The sequence below is a fragment of the Alteromonas lipotrueae genome (assembly GCF_019249255.1).
GTDB lineage: Bacteria > Pseudomonadota > Gammaproteobacteria > Enterobacterales > Alteromonadaceae > Alteromonas > Alteromonas lipotrueae.
In genome coordinates this window covers 115,021-137,431 of record NZ_JAESDJ010000002.1, presented here as the reverse complement: position 1 = coordinate 137,431, position 22,411 = coordinate 115,021, and the positions used below count along the sequence as shown (strand labels likewise).

Annotated in this window: 15 protein-coding genes; 4 read left to right on the top strand and 11 right to left on the bottom strand. The window is 42.9% G+C overall.

The genetic code is table 11. From position 1 onward, the window contains the following. Together KYS23_RS04040 and KYS23_RS04035 are read left to right on the top strand one after the other, a co-directional pair. Window positions 1-744, top strand: a complete 744-nt coding sequence (locus KYS23_RS04040) for a SapC family protein (protein ID WP_218418088.1) — start codon at window positions 1-3, stop codon at window positions 742-744. 156 nt (window positions 745-900) lie between these two features. Then, a complete protein-coding gene (locus tag KYS23_RS04035; RefSeq protein ID WP_218418087.1) occupies window positions 901-3,045 on the top strand; it encodes an alpha-galactosidase in 2,145 nt (714 codons plus the stop codon). A gap of 44 nt (window positions 3,046-3,089) precedes the next feature. On the opposite strand, the gene KYS23_RS04030 is transcribed toward KYS23_RS04035, so the two are convergent. The 5 genes from KYS23_RS04030 to KYS23_RS04010 all read right to left on the bottom strand — a co-directional run bounded on the left by KYS23_RS04030 (window position 3,090) and on the right by KYS23_RS04010 (window position 9,335). Then, complete coding sequence (locus KYS23_RS04030; protein WP_338081830.1) at window positions 3,090-4,091, bottom strand: tetratricopeptide repeat protein; 1,002 nt, start codon at window positions 4,089-4,091, stop codon at window positions 3,090-3,092. A gap of 314 nt (window positions 4,092-4,405) precedes the next feature. Next, complete coding sequence (locus tag KYS23_RS04025) at window positions 4,406-5,683, bottom strand: alpha/beta hydrolase family protein (protein WP_218418086.1); 1,278 nt, start codon at window positions 5,681-5,683, stop codon at window positions 4,406-4,408. A gap of 161 nt (window positions 5,684-5,844) precedes the next feature. After that, on the bottom strand, window positions 5,845-7,023 hold the full coding sequence (locus KYS23_RS04020) for an MFS transporter (protein ID WP_218418085.1): 1,179 nt from the start codon (window positions 7,021-7,023) through the stop codon (window positions 5,845-5,847). 71 nt (window positions 7,024-7,094) lie between these two features. After that, window positions 7,095-8,000: a dihydrodipicolinate synthase family protein gene (locus KYS23_RS04015; protein ID WP_218418084.1), complete on the bottom strand. Its 906-nt coding sequence runs from the start codon at window positions 7,998-8,000 to the stop codon at window positions 7,095-7,097. Window positions 8,001-8,105: 105 nt separating this feature from the next. Then, on the bottom strand, window positions 8,106-9,335 hold the full coding sequence (locus KYS23_RS04010) for an EAL and HDOD domain-containing protein (RefSeq protein WP_159528026.1): 1,230 nt from the start codon (window positions 9,333-9,335) through the stop codon (window positions 8,106-8,108). Window positions 9,336-9,657: 322 nt separating this feature from the next. Here KYS23_RS04010 and KYS23_RS04005 point away from each other — a divergent pair, with 322 nt between their 5' ends. Beyond that, window positions 9,658-12,339, top strand: coding sequence for an ATP-binding protein (locus KYS23_RS04005; RefSeq protein WP_218418083.1), 2,682 nt, complete (start codon window positions 9,658-9,660; stop codon window positions 12,337-12,339). Continuing rightward, window positions 12,323-13,576, top strand: a complete 1,254-nt coding sequence (locus KYS23_RS04000) for a response regulator (RefSeq protein ID WP_159528024.1) — start codon at window positions 12,323-12,325, stop codon at window positions 13,574-13,576. Before KYS23_RS04005 ends, KYS23_RS04000 begins: the two co-directional genes overlap by 17 nt. A 90-nt stretch (window positions 13,577-13,666) precedes the next feature. On the opposite strand, the gene KYS23_RS03995 is transcribed toward KYS23_RS04000, so the two are convergent. From KYS23_RS03995 to KYS23_RS03970, 6 genes are all read right to left on the bottom strand, one after another. After that, the gene (locus KYS23_RS03995) at window positions 13,667-15,010 is read right to left on the bottom strand and encodes a tetratricopeptide repeat protein (protein WP_218395796.1); all 1,344 of its coding nucleotides are present in this window, start codon (window positions 15,008-15,010) and stop codon (window positions 13,667-13,669) included. Between the two features lie 18 nt (window positions 15,011-15,028). Continuing rightward, window positions 15,029-17,221: a transglutaminase family protein gene (locus KYS23_RS03990; RefSeq protein ID WP_218418082.1), complete on the bottom strand. Its 2,193-nt coding sequence runs from the start codon at window positions 17,219-17,221 to the stop codon at window positions 15,029-15,031. Window positions 17,222-17,477: 256 nt separating this feature from the next. Beyond that, window positions 17,478-18,065, bottom strand: a complete 588-nt coding sequence (locus KYS23_RS03985; RefSeq protein WP_159528021.1) for a single-stranded DNA-binding protein — start codon at window positions 18,063-18,065, stop codon at window positions 17,478-17,480. A 257-nt stretch (window positions 18,066-18,322) separates the two neighbouring features. After that, window positions 18,323-19,885, bottom strand: a complete 1,563-nt coding sequence (locus KYS23_RS03980) for a sodium/sugar symporter (RefSeq protein WP_159528020.1) — start codon at window positions 19,883-19,885, stop codon at window positions 18,323-18,325. Between the two features lie 277 nt (window positions 19,886-20,162). Continuing rightward, window positions 20,163-21,302: a galactokinase gene (gene galK, locus KYS23_RS03975; RefSeq protein WP_218418081.1), complete on the bottom strand. Its 1,140-nt coding sequence runs from the start codon at window positions 21,300-21,302 to the stop codon at window positions 20,163-20,165. Beyond that, window positions 21,295-22,350 (bottom strand): UDP-glucose--hexose-1-phosphate uridylyltransferase, encoded by a 1,056-nt coding sequence (locus KYS23_RS03970; protein ID WP_159528018.1) that lies wholly within the window; start codon window positions 22,348-22,350, stop codon window positions 21,295-21,297. The genes galK and KYS23_RS03970 overlap by 8 nt, the downstream gene beginning before the upstream one ends. Window positions 22,351-22,411 lie beyond the last annotated feature (61 nt).

Here is a 22,411-nt window from a genome sequence, read left to right as displayed (position 1 = left end):
ATGTCGTCATATACGCCGTTAGATAACCAAGCACATCGCAACCTTTGTATAAAGGCAGATAAAAGGTTTAGCCACAGCGCCGAGTTTAATTTAGTGTCCTTAGGCTTCAATGAGATTGCCAGTATTAGCGGCTGTATGCCTATAGTGGTTACTGCAAATGACGCAAACCATTCTCATACGTTAGCGGCTGTGGTTGGCTGGCCCGAGTTTGGTAACGTATATTGTAGCGACACTGAATGGATGGGTCATGCCGTGCCGCTGAGCATCCAAAGCTACCCATTCAATTACGCTGTTGAACAAGACAAACTCACCGTATTGTTTGATGAAGACAGCCCTTTGATTTCTAACAATAGTAGCGAAGGTGCCAGTGCTTTATTTGCATCAGATGGCTCCCCATCTGCAAGTCTTAAACAGTATCAAAGTATGCTATCTAACTTAGCGAGCGGCTCTAAACAAGCAAGTGCTTTTATTCAGGCTTTAACCGACCTTGAGTTGCTATCTAATCTATCAATCACCTTACATTTTGAAAATGGCGAACCCCGTGAAAGCACAGGGCTTATGACTATTAATGAAGATAAGCTAGTGCAGCTAAACGCAGATATTATTCACCAATTGCATACCCAAGGGTTACTGGTAGCAATAAATGCCATGATGCTTTCACTTAGGCAATACAACCGCTTGGTACAACTCACTAAAAATGCGAACAACCCTGTGGTTAAAATCGGGCTAAAAACTACCAACTAATTATTGGTGGAGAAGTAAAGAGCATGGTATTTTACACGCAATGTAAACGTTTTACCCAATTTAGATAAACGTCTTATTCCGCATCTTTTCTATGTTATACATGCGATATAAATGGGTGTGCGGTATTCAATCATATTTAAAACCTGAGAGGTTAACATGTCATCACTCACGGCTTTTGTCCGCTTAGACAACGCAAAAACGACTTTAATTTTCGACTGCCAAGGGCGCATGCCTACTCTGATTTACTATGGCCAGCAGTTGAACAATGCAACAACGACAGACATGTTAGCGCTGCTTAACACTCGCCAAGAAGCGAAATGTGCGCCGGTTATCGAGCCACCTATCTCATTAGTTCCCACCCATGGTGAAGGTGTTACCGGTTCACCTGGTTTAGAAATTTCAGGGGATGCAGATCAATGGTCGGCAGGATTTACCTTGTCTGACATTGAGCAAACCGATACCAGCTTAACGTTTACTGCGGTTGATGCCGACAGGCAAATGCAGTTAGTTACACGGGTTGTATTAGATGCTGAAACAACCGTGGCCACATTTACCTCAAGTATCCAAAACCAAGGTGAAAGCACATTACAGTTAAACTACTTAAATGCTGCCAGCCTTGCCTTACCAACGACCATGAGCAAGATTAAAAGCTTTGAAGGAAGATGGTCTAATGAATTCCAAACTGCCGACCATGACTTGTTCTTCGGTAGTTATGTACGTGAAAACCGCCGCGGCAAAACTTCTCATGATACTTTCCCAGGCTTAATCGCATTTGCTAATGGAACCGGTGAGCTAGTTGGTGAGTGTTTCGGCTTCCATTTAGGTGCTTCAGCTAACCATAAATTCCGTGCGGAAATGATGGCTGATGGCAGAAGCTACGTTCAATTTGGCGAGCTATTATTTCCTGGTGAAGTAACGCTTGATGCAGGTGAAAGTTATACGTCACCCGTGCTTTATGCCGGGTTTGGCGACGCTGGTTTTTCATCCCTTTCCCAGCAGTTTCATAATTTTATTCGAAGCAATGTGTTAACCCACAGCGCTGATATCACCAGTGCACAGCACAAGCCCCGCCCAGTGCACTACAACACATGGGAAGGCATTTATTTCGACCATGATGAAGTAACACTTAAAGCCCTTGCTGACAAAGTAGCACCGCTTGGTATTGAACGCTTTGTGTTAGATGATGGCTGGTTTAAGGGCCGAAGAAATGACAAAGCTGGCTTAGGCGACTGGACAGTAGATGAAGCTATCTACCCAGAAGGGCTAGATGGGCTTATCGACCACGTTACCGATAAAGGCATGGAATTCGGCATATGGTTTGAACCTGAAATGGTTAACCCAGATAGCGATTTGTACCGCGCACATCCTGAATGGGCGTTGCACACCAAGAATAACCCCCATGTACCCTTTCGCAATCAGTACGTACTTGATTTAACCAACCCTGAAGTGGTTGAGTACCTGTACAAGGTGATTACCGACGTACTGAGCACTTACCCTAAAATTAGTTACATTAAGTGGGACATGAACCGCGATGTAAATCATCCTGGCAACCTACAAGGCAAACCAGCTATGCATGGCCAAATGGCGGCTTTGTATACGTTAATCGATCGCGTTAAAGCGGCACATCCGGGTATTGAAATTGAAAGCTGTTGTTCAGGCGGGGGCCGTGTGGACTTAGGTATATTACCTCACACCGACCGTTTTTGGACGTCAGACTCTAACGACGCGTTAGACCGCTTGTACATACAGCGCGGCTTCTCTTACTTCTTCCCTTCTGAAGTGATGGGCGCACACGTAGGCCCTCGCGATTGCCATATTACTGGCCGTAATTTACCGATTGAGATCCGCTCTGCGGTATCGATGTTTGGCCACATGGGTATTGAGATGGACCCCCGTGAGCTTACTGAGCACGAGCAAGACACCCTGAAATCCGCCATTTCACTGTATAAAAAATACCGCCACATTACCCACGGTGGCGATTTATACCGCATGGATGATGATGGCCTTAACGTGAAGTTTGGTTATGTATCAAAAGACAAAGCCGAGGGAATTTTTGCCTACAATAGCGTGAAAGAAACCGGGCGTACTACACCATCTCGTTTCTATTTTGCCGGGCTTGATGCCGATAAGTCCTATACCCTTGAGCGGGTTTGGCCGGGTACATTGAAAGAATACTCACCGTCTATTTTGCAAAAAACAGACGGGCAAGTATTTAGCGGTGAAGCGTTAATGAAATACGGTATGCAAATGCCGGTTTTATTCCCGCAAACTTCGCTTATCTATACCGTTAAAGCAGTGTAGTGTAATAAAAAACACGCTACATAAAGCTTAAAAAAAGCGAACCACTAGGTTCGCTTTTTTATTTGTTTTTTGAGGCTTTTCATTATTTTTGCCAAACGTTTATCACCGTCTTTTGTCACTTTCTCAAGGGTGCTAGATGCCATTGAAACATCATCAGCATTTAGGAACAGCTCGGCTAAACGTAAGTTAGCCCAATTCTTACTTGGCAACTGATGAGTATCAATATCTGTCGCCTCTAATTCAGCCAAGTAGTAGTTAAGCGCATCAATTCCCGACTTTGTATATTGGCTGGTTTCTACTGCCACCCAACCTATACGATAAGTGCCATATAGTTGGGTAAACTTACTTTCAGAATACGTGTTCCATGCTTGTTCATCTGCTTTGTGAGCTTTAACTACGTTAGTGTTTAATAGAGGGGTTAGCGCTGCTATCGCGTCATCGTATTGTTCACCATCTATATGCAATCGACCAAGCTCAAAACGTGCCCGAACTTCGAATTCAGGCTTTTCGCTAAGCTCAATTAACATTGCTTTTGCTTCAGCAGCTTTATCGTCTGCGGCATAAATTGTTGCTGTCGCAAATTTGCCTTCTAGTGCATCCATTTGCGTAATTTTATCAGCAAGCTTTTTAGCTTCATCTATATCGCCACCAGCGATAGACGGCGCTATTATGTAAAATTGCATTAACGCCTGATAAACCTCAATTTCATCTGGCGCCACTTCTATCGCTTTTTGTAGGCTCGCTTTGGCTTTTTTGGCATAACCTAGGGCGGAAAAAACACTATCCATTGCTTGTGCCCCCATCACGTTAGCCTGCATATGGTAAGCGCGGTAATTGTCTTTATGGTCGTCAACAAATTGAGCCGCCATATCCTCAGCATCATCTAAATCTGTATTCATTAACGCCGAAATTAACACGTTATATTGCTTCGGGGTCTTTGATGGTATGGGCTCAAGTGCGTTCACTATACTTTCATAATCCTGCGCTTGAAACATAGCGTCTAATACGTCGTCAGAAGGTAATGCGCTAGCGTTCGCAAATGACACAAAGAATGATAAACACAGCAAAGCGGCTATATTTGTACCCTTAAACGCAGTAATAGCAGGCAGACACAAACAATGGAGAACAGTTAATTTGTTTTGATTTCGCTGGAGGAACATTCCTTTGCCTTAAATGAATAAGCGTGAAGTAGTAAATTAGCATGCTTAATACGACTTCTCGAACTGAATAAGTAACAAAGCATGTCTTGCCAGAATGAACCGTTTGCCTATGGGTATGACACAACGCGAAACAAAAAAAGGCCTAACACGGTTAGGCCTTTACGGTATTTTTTCATCATTGGAGATAGTAAAGGTGACGCCTATTTCTTAGGTTTACTTTCCATTATTAAACCTAACGCATAACGATTGTCGAAGCCCTTCCAGACTTCTGGCACTTTTCCTTCTACAGCAACTTGCCCACTATCGCCCTCAACATTTAAATAGGCACAAAAATCAGCTTTTCCTTTCACATGGCATTCCATCATAGCCAATGCAAAGTGTTCGTTTATGTCATTCATGGTTTCTGAACGCCACGCTGGCTCTAAATAATGACCAATATCGAATTCGTTTCCAAATGCTTCTTTAGGGGCCGGATGGGGAGCAATATTGTGTCTGGCATTTTGGAACGTCAGTAGTTTACTGTTTTCGTTTCCTGTATTTTCAAATAGCCACTTAATACCTTGGTAACCAGAAATATCATCATGATCGCCAGAAACGTATAGCATGGGAACACGAACATTGTTTAGTGCGTCTTCTGAAAACACTTTATGTTGACCGCCCCAAGGCGCTAACGCCATCGCCGCTTTCCAACGCCTATCTACGCTTTCAGCGTCAGCATTGCCACCGGCACAAGTATTAAGTACATTTTGTAGCGCACTGATCACCGCCGGATCTGCTACCCCAGTAAAGCTAGCAGTAGCTTCTGCTCCAAAGTTATAACAGCCGCCAACAGTATTAACCGCCCCAAACCCCCCCATAGAATAGCCAATGAGCCCAGCGTTTTGGGTGTCGGCTACACCGCTAAATAGCGCATGTTCACTCACCGCATTCAACGTTAACACTTGATCTCTCGAACGGTTCAATAAGGTACTAGGGAAGCCAGCATAAGGGGCATTGGCGAAATCTACATCTTCGTTGGTAGAGTCGGTATGATCTATCCCTGCCACAATATATCCATGAGACGCTAGGTGCTCACCAAGGTAATACATTATTGTGCGATAACCCGTATAGCCGTGCGACAACACAACAACAGGGTAACTGCCTTGCGTTTCTGCCACACTGGCATCGCGAATAGCATCAGCTTGAATGCTAAACTCGTTACCACTACGGGTTTGATTTTCATACGTTGTGGCCGCGCCGCTATCAGTGGTGGGGTACCAAACTTCTAGTTTCAACGCTCGGTCAACAACCTGCCCTTGTAGAGTAACGACGGGCTTAGGATAGTTAACGGTTAAGGTTTTAACGCCCACGTTATAGGTACCTTTTTCACTTAGTTCAGGCGTAATATCACTAGGATAGTCTTGATAAAGCGTCTGCGCTGAATATACCGGTGTCGCGGTCAGTACTACTGTGGCACAAATTAGGGATAACGTTTTCATGAATTACTAATTTTTTGTTAATTATTATGCATACCGTATATTACCTCCGTGCTCCCAACATACAAGGAGTGGCTCATTTATTAAATGAATTGTAATAAATAAGACTAGTTAATTTAATTTGCTATTTTGATAACGATAAAGGTAAACGTATAACCTAAAGGCTATTTTTGCACGCTGAATATAGCAAAACACATGATAAGAATGAGTGCGAGGGTTGCGCAAGATGTTACCAGCGGGACTGTTACCCCATGTACCAGTAAGGTTCCAGCGACTAGGGCGCCTATTGCACCTGCGCCTACCTTAGCAGCGGCAACCCACATATACGTCTGCGCCGCGCTATGTACAGGGGCAAACTCCGTTCGTGCCGCTAGGCTGGAAGTAAAGAATATGGCATTGGCTACACCACATAACCAGTAGCCCGCTGCCCCAAGAACAAAAGAAGGGCTTAGGGTTGTCGCCAGTAACGCCAACATCAAAAAGCTTCCTGCTCGTTTTAACAACGTAAGTGGCTCTTTCGATAGTGGCCTAACAATGAGAATTAGCGCACCACTTAAATTTCCTACCCCGTATGCCGTGACCAGATAAGCGCCATGATGCTCTGCGTGGTGCCAATATTCGCTAAGATAAACGGCTAACACGGGTAAGGCTGCAATACTAAATGCTGCTCCCGATGTCATCACCATCGTACGTAACAGTGCGCTCGAGTTTTTAAACGCATAAAACACGCTTTTAAACCCTATGTCTAGTGAGGCGCCAGCTTTTGGCAGTACATGCTTTTTAGGGAAAGTTAAAATGAGTATGCCAGCTAACAGAGGCGTGAACACCAGCACACTAACAGCAACCTTTGTTGAGAACAGCGCCGATAAAGAAGCAACAATAAATGGGCCCAATGTGTGCCCTACCCCATAGGTAATGGTGTCCCAGCTTTGCGCTTTTCTAAGAGACGTATTGCTTGCGCTAACTAAACTCGGCAATTGAGTACCCAAGCCCCCCATAATAAACGAACTGCAAACACCACTTATCAGCAACGAAAACGCCAACAGCCAAGCAAAATGCATTTCAAAACTGAATATAGCCAATAGAAAAAAGCAGGTATAACTCAACGCCGCTGCACTAATGAGATATTTAGGCTGCGAAACCCCATCTAACCAACGCCCGTATACTGGCCCTAACAAATGAGGCAGCGTTAAGCATGCCGCTAAAATTCCCGCTGCCGTTCCATCAAGTTCAAGGTTTCTAGCAAGCAATACGATGGCCACAATAGCGCCACCAGTTGCCGTGCGCGCGATAATGGCGGCAACAACATATTTGAGTAATGGTGAAAAACGTTCTTTATTCAACGGTGGGCTACTCTTTGGCGCTGGCCTTTGTGTTAGCGTTGGCAACAGATTAGCACTGAGTCAAGTGCAACTTAATCCAGTGATAATTGCGTTAAAATCGCTTCGAGTTTTTGTTTATCTTCGGCCTGAAGGGGCTGTAATGGATGAGGTAAACAATTTGCTTCTGTGTAACCCAGTATTGCCGCAGCGGTGGCCATCACGCGCATACCGCCTTTATTGCGAGCGAACAAATCCCATAACGGCGTTAAGCGTTCAGATTGTGCTATCACTGCTTGCAACGATGATGATTGAGTTGATGCAATCATGGTTTTCACCGTATTAGGAAATAGCCCTCCCAGCACAGATAACCATAAATCGCATCCCGCTTGCATACCCAACGCGCCAAATTTATCACCACTCACACCAATGGCTACATGCTCTGGCACTAAATTTCGCAAGCTAGAAAGTCGTGCTTCCCCAGTCGCATTGCCATCAGCATCAGCAAAAGGCATTCCGGGAATTTTAATCGCGCCTACGTTTGGTAGCTGGGTAACTTGGCTATATAGCGTGTCGCTGAAACTAAACTGGGTCACTCCTGGGTTTTCGTAAATGCACAGGGGAACTGAGATTTCACAGGTGACCCTTTGGTACAGAGCAAGTACTTCAGCTTCATGCAACGGATGATACGAAACAGGGGCCAGTAACAACGCTTTCGCCCCCGCTTTTTGTGCCACCTCCGCATTTTTAAGCACATCATAAGTACGCAGTGAACCAATGCCTACCATCACAGGTGTACCGTTTGCGGTAGCAACTGAAGATTCCGTCACCTGTGCTAGCTCATCCCTCTTTAAATAGGGATAAAGGCCGGTAGATCCCATGGCGCATATTGAATCGACATTTGCTTGCTTTAGGTTGCTAATGAGCTTTTCAAACGCGTGAAAGTCTATTTTTTCGTGGCGAAATGGCGTGAGGGGAAAGGCACACAATCCGGTGAACATAAAAGCTCCTGATGCTAAAAGGTAAGCCATTATAGGTACTATACACGCTTCAGTCGCTTACTTACACGCCGTTTCTTTGCTATCAGCAGGGGCTCTCAAGTCTACTCATAAGTTGTTCATGACATTGTCTGCCCATAGCGCTGCATCTTGATGACAACGGCCATAAAGGCAGATCTCCTCATTCGATAAGCCCTCGAAAGTTTGGCTATCGAAGCGCTCTATGCCCATCACATTAGTGAGCAGTAAACCAAGAGCATTATCACGGGTTAATAAAGCTTGTTTTAAACGCGCTTCCAGCTTCAGGTTACTAACAAGTGTTTCTATTCCAACTTCAAAAATTGCATCTGCGCCTGAAAGTAAGCCCACTAAAAAGCATTCTGATGGGTTAATCGCATCTTGCTCATTCTGTTTATGCAGCGCAATACGTTCAAGGGTTTTCGCTCTTGTTAATAATGTTCGAAATAATTCGGTAGGGCTCGTTGAGACAGACATCAAAGACATGATGATTGCCCATTGCTTGACGACATTCAGCCCCAATATCACCACAGCTTCTCTAACGCTGTTAACATCACGAACAAGTTGATAAAGAGGACAGTTTATTAAAAGTAAAATCTTCGTTGTCAGGACAGGATCAAGAGAAATCATATCTGCGACGCTATCAACTTCAATATCACTTCTGCTGAGTTCAGAGACTAGGTTTAAAGCACTATGTTGCTTTGCGCTTATTTTCTTACCATCAATAATAAACGGGTTTTCAAGGAAATCTCCCTGAAAAAGATCGAACCCTAATGCTTTACAATTTTCATATACCGCTTGGTTGTCCACATGTTCTGCCAATATTAAACACTTTGATTTTTTTAATATTGGGATGCTTTTTCTAAGCTGTGCTTGAGTCACATTTAACACATCAACTTTAATCACTTTGATGTATTTAAAGAACATCGATTTAGAAGGGTCGAATGCGTATTCACTCAGCGCAAAGTTGAAACCTCTACGCCTCAATTGTCGAATTCGTTTGAGATTATAATCTGTGGGTTCTACTGTGGCGAGCATCTCGAGAATAATGTTTGGTTTTACCGGTAAAAGGCTGTCGGTTTCACTTAGAAAATCCTGATCGATATTGATGAATATAGGCACATTTAGGTGCCTATCGCTTTTCGCAATACTCTCGCATACACTTGCTAATAACTCGCTGGTCATTCCCTCTTGTAGTAGCCCCACCTGCGGGTGAGAGAGTATGTCGGAATCTGCTTCGCCCAAGCACAAAAATTCGCAAGCAAATACTTCGTGGTCTTCATTGAACACAAGCTGCCTTGCAGTTAACACATCCTTCACTGTTAGCTACTCCATAAGTCTTATAGGCTACCGCTGAAACGCCAGCCCTTAGAAATACGCTCTAATCAGGTCGCGTCAAAAACGCATTAACCACTGACGATAGCTATGTATTAGTAAGTTCACTTTCCATTCTTCATAACGTTTTCTAACCACTAATTTCGCAATTATCGCTATTGTCATCTACAGTAAAATTGTTATGAGCCAAACTGAATTCGCTAAAAATTGAGCTCAGAATTAGTTGGTGATTTCTTATTTAACAATTTTTTAATCATGGCTTTTATCACGCCTGATTGGCGTTATTTTAATAATAGACCACCTTTTCATGACTATTAAAGATATTGAAATTAATAAAGACCTTAAAAAGACTCAGAGCCTGATTAATCTGTTTTACCATCCCGTGCTTGTGGTAAATAACGACTTTGACATTCTTGCTTCAAATAATAAATTAAAGGACAGCAAGGTTCTGTCTTCTAACTTGCCGATTATTATGGACGCAATAATGCCTTTATTAAACCGCGAGCAAGAACTCGCTTTTTGTGTCATTGAAGGGGAAGAAAAACTGTGTACTGCCATGCCAATGGAGCATGGAAGAACACTGGTTAAAATTGCTCGGTCGAAGCCTTCGGCGCTAGCTAAGAGATACTATAACCTTGTAACGGCCATCGATCAGATCCCCGATGCGGCTATAATTTTTAGCGAAGGAAAAATCGACCTTGTTAATGAACAATTCCAAAAGATATTTCCTTTTAGTACGAATAAAAGTTTAAACGGTGTGCCACTAGATACCATTCTTAAAGATTTCAGCGTCTACTTCGCGCAACGGGACAAACGTCTTCAGGCATTAACCTATCGATTTTTGAGGCGCAAATTTAGCAGTAAACAGGAGCTATCTTTATCGTTCACCTCTCCTGACGGGCAATTTTATGAATATCGCGACAATTTAACCTTCACAGACGGGCGGGTAGGTCTCATCATTAATGAATCTCAGATTAAAGGCCTTAATGAGCAGCTTGAAAGCGCATTTAACGAAGCGCATGTTCTTAGCAATGCAAAAAGTAATTTTATGGCGGCAATGAGTCACGAGGTTCGCACACCATTAAACGGTATTATTGGTTTGCTAGATTTATGTGAGCATCAAAAAGATCTTAAAGGGAATGAGCTTTTAGGAAGATTATCGAAAAGTGCAAACTCTCTCCTGAACCTCATCAATGATGTATTAGACTTCACCAAGTTTGATGCCAACATGGTTCAACTTTCGCCATCAGAAATTAACTTGAGGACACTATGTGAGGAATTGATCGGTCACTTATATGGGCAAGCGAAACAACAAAATGTTGAACTTACGTTATTTATCGACCCGATTATTCCGAGCCTGATTAAAGTCGACGAATTGCGCCTCATGCAAGTTCTCACAAACTTGTTAAGCAATGGGCTTAAATTTAATCGAACGTTGAATGCCACACTACGTTTGGAAGTGTTGAAAGATGAATTAACGAATTACATTCATTTCCACGTTATCGATAATGGTATTGGTATTGAGGCCGCTAAAATACACACTATTTTTGACCGTTTCACCCAAGCGAATGAAGAAATTCATAAAACCTTCGGTGGCACAGGATTGGGGTTGAGTATTTGTCAAAAAGTTGTTCAGTTGATGGGCGGCCATATCTACGTTGAGAGTGAGTTAGGGAAAGGCTCAACGTTTGTAGTGCAATTACCGTTAGAAGCCTGTTCAGCGCCGGAAATAGAATCGGTACCAGCACATTTAGATAATTATACGTTTGTAACCAACAACGCCACTTTTTTTTATGACCTTAAACGATACGAACAACGACTACTTTTTAAAACCCAATTAATAAACACCTTGCCAGAGCAAGCACAATCAAACCATATCTATTTGCTTGATGCTACCAAGGTACACGAGTTTGCTTTGCTCGACTCTGAATTGTCTTTACAAGACAACATCTCCAATCTGCCATTGGGCCAAACTGCGCTTCTGGTAGACAATATAAACCAATATGACCCTGTTAACATTAACCAAATCCATCTAGTGCCACTTAAATTGGGTGAACTAATCAACCTAATTTCATCTACTTCGCCGCCTGCATCATCTAGCGTTAGGCACTTACAGCCTGACAATATTTCCGACCGTCTGCGTATCTTAGTGGTGGAAGATAATATCGATAATATCTATGTACTTAAAAAGCAATTTGACACTCTGAATATTAAGGCTTTCTTTGCGATGTCAGCAGAAGAGGCCATTATTTTCTTTGAGCAGCAGACATTTAACGTAGTAATTAGTGATTATCAAATGCCTGTTATTACAGGTGGGGAGCTTATCGGGATTTTGCGAGATATAGAGGAAAGTGAGCAAAGACCACCCGCGATTATGTTAATTCTGACTGCCGATAACTCAAAACAATGCCAAACGCTTTGTAATGACGTTGGGGTAGATCGCATTTTAATGAAGCCACTCACATTACAAACATTAGCAGACTTAACACGTCGCCTAGACAGTGAATTAGAACAAAAGGGACAGTTGGCAACATCTACAGCTATTACAGACGAAGCTGGTTTACATGAATGTATATTTGATGATGACTTTTTCTATGACAGTAGTGAAGTGAGTAGCAGTATTGATCCCACAAGCGTTTTCGATATTTCAGCCCTCATCGAAATGACAGGGGATATAAGCGCCGTTGAGGAGTATGACTATTTAGACTCGTATCAAAGTAATCTAACACGCGATTTCCCCAAAATGTGCCGTTTAGCCAAAGCGAAGGATTGGAAAGGCTTGGCAAAATTTGCCCATAAATTGAAAAGTAGTACGAGGACAGTTGGTGCCTATCGTTTAAGCCAGAAATGCGAAATTGTTGAAAATGCAGCTAACAGCGATTCAATAGACGCGCCCAGAGTGGCAGATTGGGAAGCAATGAAAGAGGGTATTGAAGAGCTTCTAGCCCATTTAAGGAAATATTTGGAAAATCATGACTCACTCAAGTGAAGCTCAAATAGTTCTCTATATTACAGATCCTCAAAGTGATGAAATCATTATCGAGATGGTAAAAGCGCACTTTGACGATTACGCAACTTGCCATTCGCTGAAAGATTTATGCAAGCTTCTTACTGATGCTAAACCCAAAGTCATTCTGCTTACAGGCGACTCATTGGAGAAAAGCCTTTTTACCTATTACCGAACCCTTGAGGCGTTGAAGACATATCGCTTATGTAACCATAAAATTGTTAGTTTAATTCCTCGTCAGTATGAGAAAGAAGCCTATGAAGCGCATGCGGCAGGAATTATAGACGACTACATGGTCGCCAGACCTGTGTATGAATTACATCGCATTATATTAATTTGCGAACATTTATTTAGCGAACTAGGAGTGCATGTTCAAGACAGAGAAATGCTTGCTCAACAAACCTATTTCAGCAAAATCGACCATTTTGATGACAAAATAAAACATGCGTTAAAACAAGGTCTAGACTACAAAAACCAATTACAGTCGGAGTTCGAAAGCTCTATTGTAGAAATTGAAAACGCATTAGAACGAGCAGTAACACGGGTAGAAATGGAGCAATCCGTAGATCTTGATATTGCCAAGTTACAAGAAACCTTATCTAAAATGAAGGCAGACCAAATTCGCCCAGAGTTAATAAAACTTCAAGCGAGGGCGATTAGCTTATTAGAAAAAACCCTCGATTTAAAAACGGCAGAATTAACGTCAAATACTGGTGCTGAAGAAGCAACAACAGATGCGAGTACTGAAGCAAGCACAAGCACCGCAGAAAAAGACAAAGGCTACGCCTTTAACAGACTATATAACCAAGATATCGACCCCGAAAAAATACTGGAAAAAAAGAACGATGTGCCATCTATCCTCGTGGTTGAGGATGACATTATTAGCCTTCAGCTAACCAAGCGGTTGATTGATAAATATAAGATGCATTGCGATGCCGTTTCTACAGGCAGGCAAGCCTTCGCTTCTTTATCCACCAAAAAGTACGACCTTGTGCTGATGGATGTGAATTTACCAGACACTAACGGCATCTACATTGTAGGCCAAGCGGGCTCTCAGCAAAGCCTAAACGCCGATACTCCTATTATCATGCTATCAGGGGATAAGCATAAAGCTACAGTGACTAAAGCGATGCAAAAAGGGGCAAAGGGTTACATTATTAAGCCCCTGCAAAAAAGCTCGTTTGATAGATTAATTGAAAAATATATCTCTACGGTTTAAACAATCACCTAAATGGTTCTTAACCGTTTCTTTAATGATATTGGGGATACCTTGCGGGTGCCCCCTTACTTTGGTTCAAGTCGAGTACTATTATTTACTTGCTGCTTTGATTTTATTTTTTGCTACTGCAAATTCAAAAAACGTTCGTATATCAAGGTCGTAAATACGCTGCCAGTAGGTGTCTGCAAGTTCAGCGTTGTCGTTTTCTATGTGATTTAAGGCTGCAATGAATAAAGCTTCAGACTGTTCGCAGCGATCACTCGCCAGTGCCATCAATTGCGTTTCATCAATACTGCCTTTGGCAAAGTTAAGCATCCCTTTTTGCCAATCGTCCAATTCAAGTTGCTCAGAGGCAAAGTTTAATAACTCACGACTTTCTTGGCTATTACCCTGCATTCTATAGCCATACGCACCATAAAGTACCCCATAGATTCGAGCCTCATCAGCTTGACTATAACGACTAGCAAGATTACCTACTTTATCCCAATTCCCCGCCGCAATATTTGCGTAAATTTGGGTAAGTAAAATCTCTGCTTTGCTATCAACATCAGTTATCTCATAGTCGATGACTTTATCGATTTTGGTATCCCATAAATACATTTCATTTAAATAACTCTGATAGCTAGGATCTAATTTAGCCGCTTTTTGTGCGGTATAGACGGCCAACGTGGTTTTATTGCTGATACGGAATAATTCCGCGAGTAAATTAAAATGAAATGGATCATTAGGAAAAGACTGCGTCAAAAGACGGCTTTCGGTAATGATATCGTCTAATGGTTTATAAGTGCCCGTATCACACATATTATTAAGTGCGTATTCCGTTTGATAAAGCACCCAGTCCGACTTTGCATCAGGATTACTATCATCTCGCTTTCGCGCCGCCTCAACAATGTAAATGGCTAATTCGAGCTGTTCCTGATCATAATAATAATAAGCTAACTCTAAAGCCCCATTCATAAAAAATGGATTGTCACGAACCGTTTGCTTTAACGCCGCTAACATTTTTTCATCTTGGGGTTGCTCGAGTAAGTATGAAACATACACCGGCGGCGCAATGTCTAATGTACTTAAAAACGGGTGCTGTGTATAAAACGCTTGCCACTTTTGTTCGTCGTACTCTTGCTCTACAAATGCCAATTGCAAATTCAATCGATAATAGTGAAAAGCAAAATAGCGATCGTTAGGCGCTTGTTTTATGCCTTGTTGCAAATTACTTTGCAGCTTATTCAATAAGTCATAATCTGGCTCTCGGTCAAACGCTTTTAACTGGTACTCAATCAAATTACGCAATGCCTGAGAATCATTTGGGTAACGCTCAACCTGCTGCTCTAAACCGACGAGTTCAGGCGAGGCATCTGCATTCTGGGTTGAAGTAGATTCGCAGCCGCTCAGTAATATCACGCTAGCAAGTAGTACAATTCGGTAAAACATCATCTAATAATCCTTTATGTACTAATACTGGTAGCCAAGAGACTCAGCACGCTCAAACGCCGCTTCAGACAGAGCGTCTTTACCATTGAAACCATGCACAATACCCAATAAATACTGCACTTCTCCATTGTCTTTATTGCTATTAGCAAGTTCGCTTACGTATTCTAACGCCTCGTCAAAGTGTCCACTATCAAGCAGGGCGCGCGAGTGCGCTATTTGCTCTTCTATAGATAACGTTGCGTGGCTTTGCGGTGATGTTGCCATGACCTTGTCGTATACGAACATACTCTCGCTGCCTTTTTGAAAGGCATCAATAGCATTAAAAAAGGCTGCGTATTCTTCAACCGGTATGGTTTGCGCATACAGTACGAATTTTGAGGTACTTATTACTTCGTTATCACTAGGCTGCGCAGTATGTGTTATTTCAAAAAATTGGTTTTGATAATTGCTGGCAGGGCCATTTTGCACTAGCTCAGCATCCGGCCATGGAGCTGGATAGGTAATAGAAAGTTCTACCGTAATGGGTATTTGTATATAAAGGTCTTGGTCGCGCTCAGATACAGGTTCCATAATGGAAAAACCGGTAAAGACTTTCAAAATTTGCGCATAGTTCATGCTGTAATGAAAACGAGAAATATCTTCAGTAATAGAGAGTAAATCTACAAACTTTCCCTCTATTTCAAAAGGTGTAGCCGAGTCTGCGGGATCCGTTGCGGTAAACGACGTTACTCGATTATCGTGAACAAATGGCGACAGAAGTTGCTCTACTACAGCGCGCTTTTCTGGCGAAAATTGATAATAATTACGAAGGTTCGTTTCTACCTGACCGTCAAAACTCATCTTTACTGATGCGCCTAATGCAGAATCATTCAGCGAATAATCAACCCCCACTTTTGCCACATTCTCTTCAGGTTGAACATGGGGAACTTCTACTAGCTCACCCGCGCTGCCCGTTACCACAAATGTACGTTTGCCCCCAAGCATGGCACTTAACCCTGGGAAAGTGCCCGTTTGGCCACTGGTATCTAGCCAATAACTACCTTCATCCGTGGTAACGTAAGTGATCATATGGTTAAAGTTAAGTGCTGGTAAATCGTCAAATACAACACTTCCATTGTAGGTATTTACTAGTGCTGGTGACGCTTTTATACCGGCTTCGTTGAGTAGCGCCACAATAAGAGTTGTTTGGTCTTTACAGTCACCATAGGCGTTCTGCAGCACTTCTTGCGCAGTATGAGGCTGATAGCCCCCACGGTTAACATGCGCACCTATATAACGAACATTTTTTTGCATGTAATCAAACACCGCTTTTACTTTATCGGTCTGGGTGTCCTGATCACTAAACAGTTCATTCGCTAACGCGGTAACATTATCTGCTGGCATCAAGCTTGGCTTGAATAAGTCCCAGTACCAATCATCTACTGTTTTCCAATTGTTCATCGTAGAGACGTAAACGAGAGGTAAGGTTTCATCGATAGGCGGCATGCCAGACTCAATTTCTATGCCTTCTAGCTTATCCATTTTCCACTCGTACTGCGTTGTGCTTCCACTTTTTGTCACAAGCGGAGACAAATCTGTGTTTCGATTTTCGATATATAAATCAACGGTGTTTGGAATAGTGAGTGTGGTTAACGAGGACAGAATAGGATCGATTCTCACCCAGTTTTTTTGCGGTAAAAATTTTACGTGATTAAAGCGAATGCCGGTGAACCATTCACCATCTATAATCGCTTTCGTCTGCTTCTCGTCAATTTGGTACTCGATAATATTACCGACTTTTAACTGAGGTACAGCGAACTCAATACGCTTCATATCATCAAGGTAATCGTCATTATTAGCTGACACTTCAGAGATAGCATCATCTTGCATATTGAAAATTTGACCGTCGGCAGCAATTACCCGAGCAAAATCGATACTGCTAGTGTGATAATAAGCATTGAACGAGTTAACTAATTTTGAATAGTCGGATACCGCCTCTTCGCTTGCAATATAGATAGCACGGTAATATTTGGTGGACTCTAAACGTTGCTCGTCGACCGTAATTTCGGTTCTGCGACTGAGTATTACCGCCCCGCTGTCTGCATATTCTGTAGCCTCTGTTTTGAGTGCTAATAAGGTCTCGGCATCGGGACCTATACTCGTCGTTTCTGCACTTGCGTTAGTTATCGATAAGAAACTCAAAAAGATAACGAACACTCGGATATATACTGCCATCCCTTTCTTCCTTGTTGATACAAATTCCAACCAAACGCGTGCGTTCAACTGTTTATTTTTTAAGTTATGCTGCCGTATCTTGCGTTAATTGTCGATAAGAGATTTCTTATATCAGTGCCCCTTTAAATTTGTCTGATAAATATCGCGCTTCAAAACGAGCTAATTAGCTACTAATCGATTAATTTAGAACAAAAAAAAGCCCTTAAAATAAGGGCTTAGTATCTATTTTTGATTTACAAAAAAGCTTTATCAGAATTTAAAACGGAATATCATCATCAAAATCAAAGTCTGGCTCTGCCATTGGAGGCTGCTTAGGCTGTGACTGACCACCGCCTTGATTAGGCGCTTGTTGTTGGTAACCGCCTTGGTTTTGACCACCTTGATTTTGGCCGCCTTGCTGCTGATAACCACCTTGGCTTTGACCACCTTGTTGCTGGTATCCACCTTGCTGGTTATTCTGAGGGCGTTGATAACCGCCACCCGCATTACCACCGCCACCTTCACCACCGCGACCACCAAGCATTTGCATTTGGTCTACAATGATTTCTGTAGTGTAACGGTCTTGGCCTGACTGATCTTGCCACTTACGCGTTTGCAATTTACCTTCAACGTAAATTTGAGAACCCTTTTTCAGATATTCTCCGGCAATTTCTGCTAAGCGACGGTACATAGTAAGGCGGTGCCACTCAGTGCGTTCCTGCATTTGGCCTTGCGGATCTTTCCAGCTTTCGCTGGTAGCCAAGCTTAGGTTCGCAACGGCGTTACCGTTAGGCATGTATCGTACTTCAGGATCATTACCTAGATTTCCCACAAGTATGACCTTGTTAACGCCTTTCGTTGCCATTGGTGTCTCCTGTAACGTATTTAGTGCCTTGCTGCTCTATCACTTTGTGACAACAACAAGTGCGAAAGTTTCATCGATATTAGCCGGTTAGTATATCTTATTTTGAACGGGAGAAATTAAGTTTTTTCTCTCCCGCGCGCTTTCAAATTTGAACGCTATCAAAATTTTCATCGCTTGTCGGCTGAACTTTCGCATGGTTTTCTTAGGCGCTTACTAGAATAAGCGCCTATACCATTACTCTTTTCCACCAATTATTTTTACCACCAAGCCCCATAGAAGGCGATAAGCAAACACACCACGGCGAAAGCGGCAATATTGAACCCTTTCGTTGTAGCGAATTCGACCTCGTCTAAATCTACCGCATTTTCATGTACACCTTTTTTCTCTGCAAGCGACACGATAATAGCCACAGAAACACAAAGTAAGAACACAATTCCAACACGGTCAATAAATGGCAGTTCAGGCCAGAATTGACGGAATACAATACTAAGTACAAACGAACCTAGTGCCGCACACAGTCCACCGGTTGCAGTGGTCTTCTTCCAGAACATGCCCAATACAAACAAGGCGCAAATACCTGGCGTAAAGAAGCCAGTAAACTCTTGGATATATTGAAAGGCTTGGTCGAAATTCCCCAGTAGCGGTTTTGCCGTAACCATGGCAATAATAAGTGATACAAAGCTCACTATACGCCCTACTTTCACATAGTGATGTTGGCTTTCATTAGGACGTTTATCTTTATATAAATCCATAGTGAAAATGGTCGATACACTGTTGGTCATCGAGGCTAACGACGACACAATAGCTGCTACTAACGCGGCAAAAATAACCCCTTTCAACCCTACTGGCATCATGCTCATTAGTGATGGGTAGGCTTGGTCAGGCTTTGAAAGTTCTGGCACTAATAGCACTGCCGCAATGCCTGGTAACACCACAATCAATGGCATTAACAGTTTAAGGAATGCAGCAAACGCAATCCCTTTTTGGGCTTCTTGTAGGCTTTTCGCCGCCAATGTGCGCTGAATAATGTATTGGTTAAAGCCCCAATATGAGAGGTTCATTATCCACATACCACCAATGAGTACGGAAATGCCCGGCAAGTCCATATAATGCGGATTATCTTTCGATAAAATCATATCGAATTTTTCAGGTAGCTGGTTGCTAAGGTCGATAAAACCTTGAATGGGGCCATTACCGCCACTGATTAAATTAAGCGCGGTGTAAGACAAAAACAGGCCGCCGAATATTAACAATACCACTTGAATAATGTCGGTAAGTGCCACAGCTTTTAGCCCGCCGTATAATGAATAAGCCAGCGAGAAAGCACCTAGGAATATCATGCCATAAACCATGTCCACACCAGCAATGGTGTTAATGGCTAAAGCGCCTAACCACAAGACTGCGGTTAAGTTTACAAATACGTAAACCCCTAACCAAAATACTGCCATGACTTTACGCACTCGATGGTCGTAACGCTGCTCTAAGAACTGCGGCATGGTATATATTTTGTGCTTTAAGAAAATAGGTAAAAAGTATTTTCCTACAATAATAAGTGTGATGGCTGCCATCCACTCATAAGAGGCAATAGCTAAACCTAGCTGATAGCCAGAGCCTGACATACCAATGATCTGCTCTGCCGATATATTTGCTGCAATTAGCGAGGCCCCTATTGCCCACCACGGCAAGCTAGAGCCTGCTAAGAAGTAGTCGTTCGTATCTTTTTCGTGCCCCTGCTTTTCCCTTGATACCCACCATGCGATGCCGATAAGCGCCACCACATAGATCACAAACACTGTGATATCTAACGATGCTAATTTCATAGTTTTTCCCAACGATTATTTTAGTTTTGCGGTGCGAATTTTCTCGATGCAGGGTCGATGAAGGCTATTGGTTTTATTATTTTTGTAAAAGTTAAAGTCCACACCATGACTTTCTTTATGACTTTGCCAAAAAGCGCATCATTAATATCACATTTCATTAACTTAGATGAACAAGAATTGTAAATTTAAGGCAAAAAAAAGCGTTGTTTTGAAATTCAAAACAACGCAAGGGGCACAATCAATTATTAACGGGAATCTTGTGTATTACATATAATGTTTAAGCAAATGCACCTTGAGTGGCAGTGCATACATATATATCGGCTGTGTAGCCAGTCTCATAAAAGTACTTATCAGCAACCACTTGCTTAACCGCATCGACAGAATCGGTTTGAACTAACGCCACAACGCAGCCGCCAAAACCACCGCCAGTCATGCGAACGCCACCGGTTTCACCTAATACTTCACCAATAATTTCAACAAGGTAGTCAATGGGCGGTACAGTAATTTCAAAGTCGTCGCGCATAGAAACATGCGACTCTGCCATCGCCTCACTCACCGTAGTGATATCACCTACCTTCAACGCTTCACTTGCACTTAATGTACGAGCATTTTCGGTAATAATATGACGAGCTCGGCGATAAACCACTTCAGGCATATGAGGCTTAGCGGTTTCCAGCATTTCAATAGTCGCTTCACGTAACGAAGGAACGCTTAATAACGACGCGCCTTGCTCACACTGTTCACGACGCAAATTGTATTCGCTGTCTACCAAACCGCGTTTTACATTTGAGTTAATAATGACGATTTGATGTGACGACGGAAGCGGAGAATGTTCAATCGCCAGTGATTGGCAATCAAGCAACATTGCACTTCCTTCGTGCCCCATTGCCGATACCAATTGATCCATAATGCCGCACGAACAGCCCACAAAGGTGTTTTCAGCTTTCTGACCAAGTAAGGCCGCTTGAACACCGTCTAGCGGTAATTCATATAGTGCGCTAAGCGCTTTCAAAATGGCAATTTCAAAAGACGCAGATGAACTTAAGCCTGCGCCTTGTGGCACGTTGCCAGTAACGACAAGATTGGCACCAGCGAAATCAGGTAAGGCATCTTTAAGGACTTTAATCACGCCACGTACATAGTTCGCCCAGCCTTGATTATCGTCATACTGAATGTCAGCAAGTGAAAACTGGTTTTGCTGATTTTCATAATCAAGCGCTGTCACAACGATATCGTTGTCATCACGTTTGGACGCAGCTACCCAAGTACCAAAGTTAATGGCAGCTGGAAACACAAATCCTTCGTTGTAGTCGGTATGCTCACCGATTAGGTTCACTCGCCCCGGGGCGTGGGCGATGAGCGTAGGCTCAGTACCGAAACAACGTATAAATTCTGATGACAGTAACTGGTTATCCATGGGTATTCTCGCGTTTCTTATAATGCACTACAGGCAGTGCTTTTAATCGGTCTGCAGCTTGCTCTGGCGTAAGATCACGCTGAGCTTCAGCCATCATTTCGTAGCCAACCATAAATTTACGTACACTTGCTGAGCGTAAAAGTGGCGGGAAGAAATGGGCGTGTACAGTCCATTCTGGGTGCGTTTGGTTATCGAATGGCGCACTATGCCAGCCCATTGAATAAGGAAATGACGTTTCAAATAAGTTGTCGTAGCGGCTGGTGATATCACCAATAATTTGCGCCAACGAGTAAGATTGCGCATCGGTTATGTTGTGTAGAGATTGCACATTGAAACGGGGAAGCAATAGGGTTTCAAAAGGCCAAGCAGCCCAGTACGGTACAACGACAACCCAGTCATCGTTTTGACAAACCACCCGCTCTTGCTTTTCCACTTCTTGTTCGGCGTAATCGAGCAACATAGGGCGTTGGTTTTCTGCATAGTATTGACCTAGTTGAATCAGCTTTTTAGCCGGGTCTGAAGGTAAATGCTGCTGCGCCCATACTTGACCGTGAGGATGCGGGTTTGAACATCCCATTGCAGAGCCCTTATTTTCAAACACTTGAACCCAGGTAAATGCTTTGCCCAGTTCTTCGGTTTGTGCTTTCCAACAATTCACCACATCGGCACGTTCATCGTCGGTAAGTTCTGGCAACGTTTTGCTGTGATCGGGAGAGAAGCAGATAACACGGCTGCAACCTTGCTCGGTTTCAAATTGGAACAACCCACTTTTTTCACTGGCTTGTTCTGTGTCTTTTTTCAATGCGGCAAAATCATTTTCAAAAACAAATGTGCCCGTGTAGTTTGGGTTCACTTCACCGTTTACCCGCGTATTTCCTGGGCATAAATAGCAAGTGGGATCGTATGAGGGCTTTTGCTCGTTTGAAGGCTCTTCAGATTGTCCCTGCCAAGGGCGCTTAGCGCGATGTGGCGACACTAGAACCCATTCGCCTAGTAATGGGTTGTAACGGCGATGTGGATCGTCAGTTGGGTCGAAGGGCTTGCCCATAATTTCTCTCACTATTTACTTGGCTTTTGTTGCAATTTCGCCACACCTTCACTAAAAATAC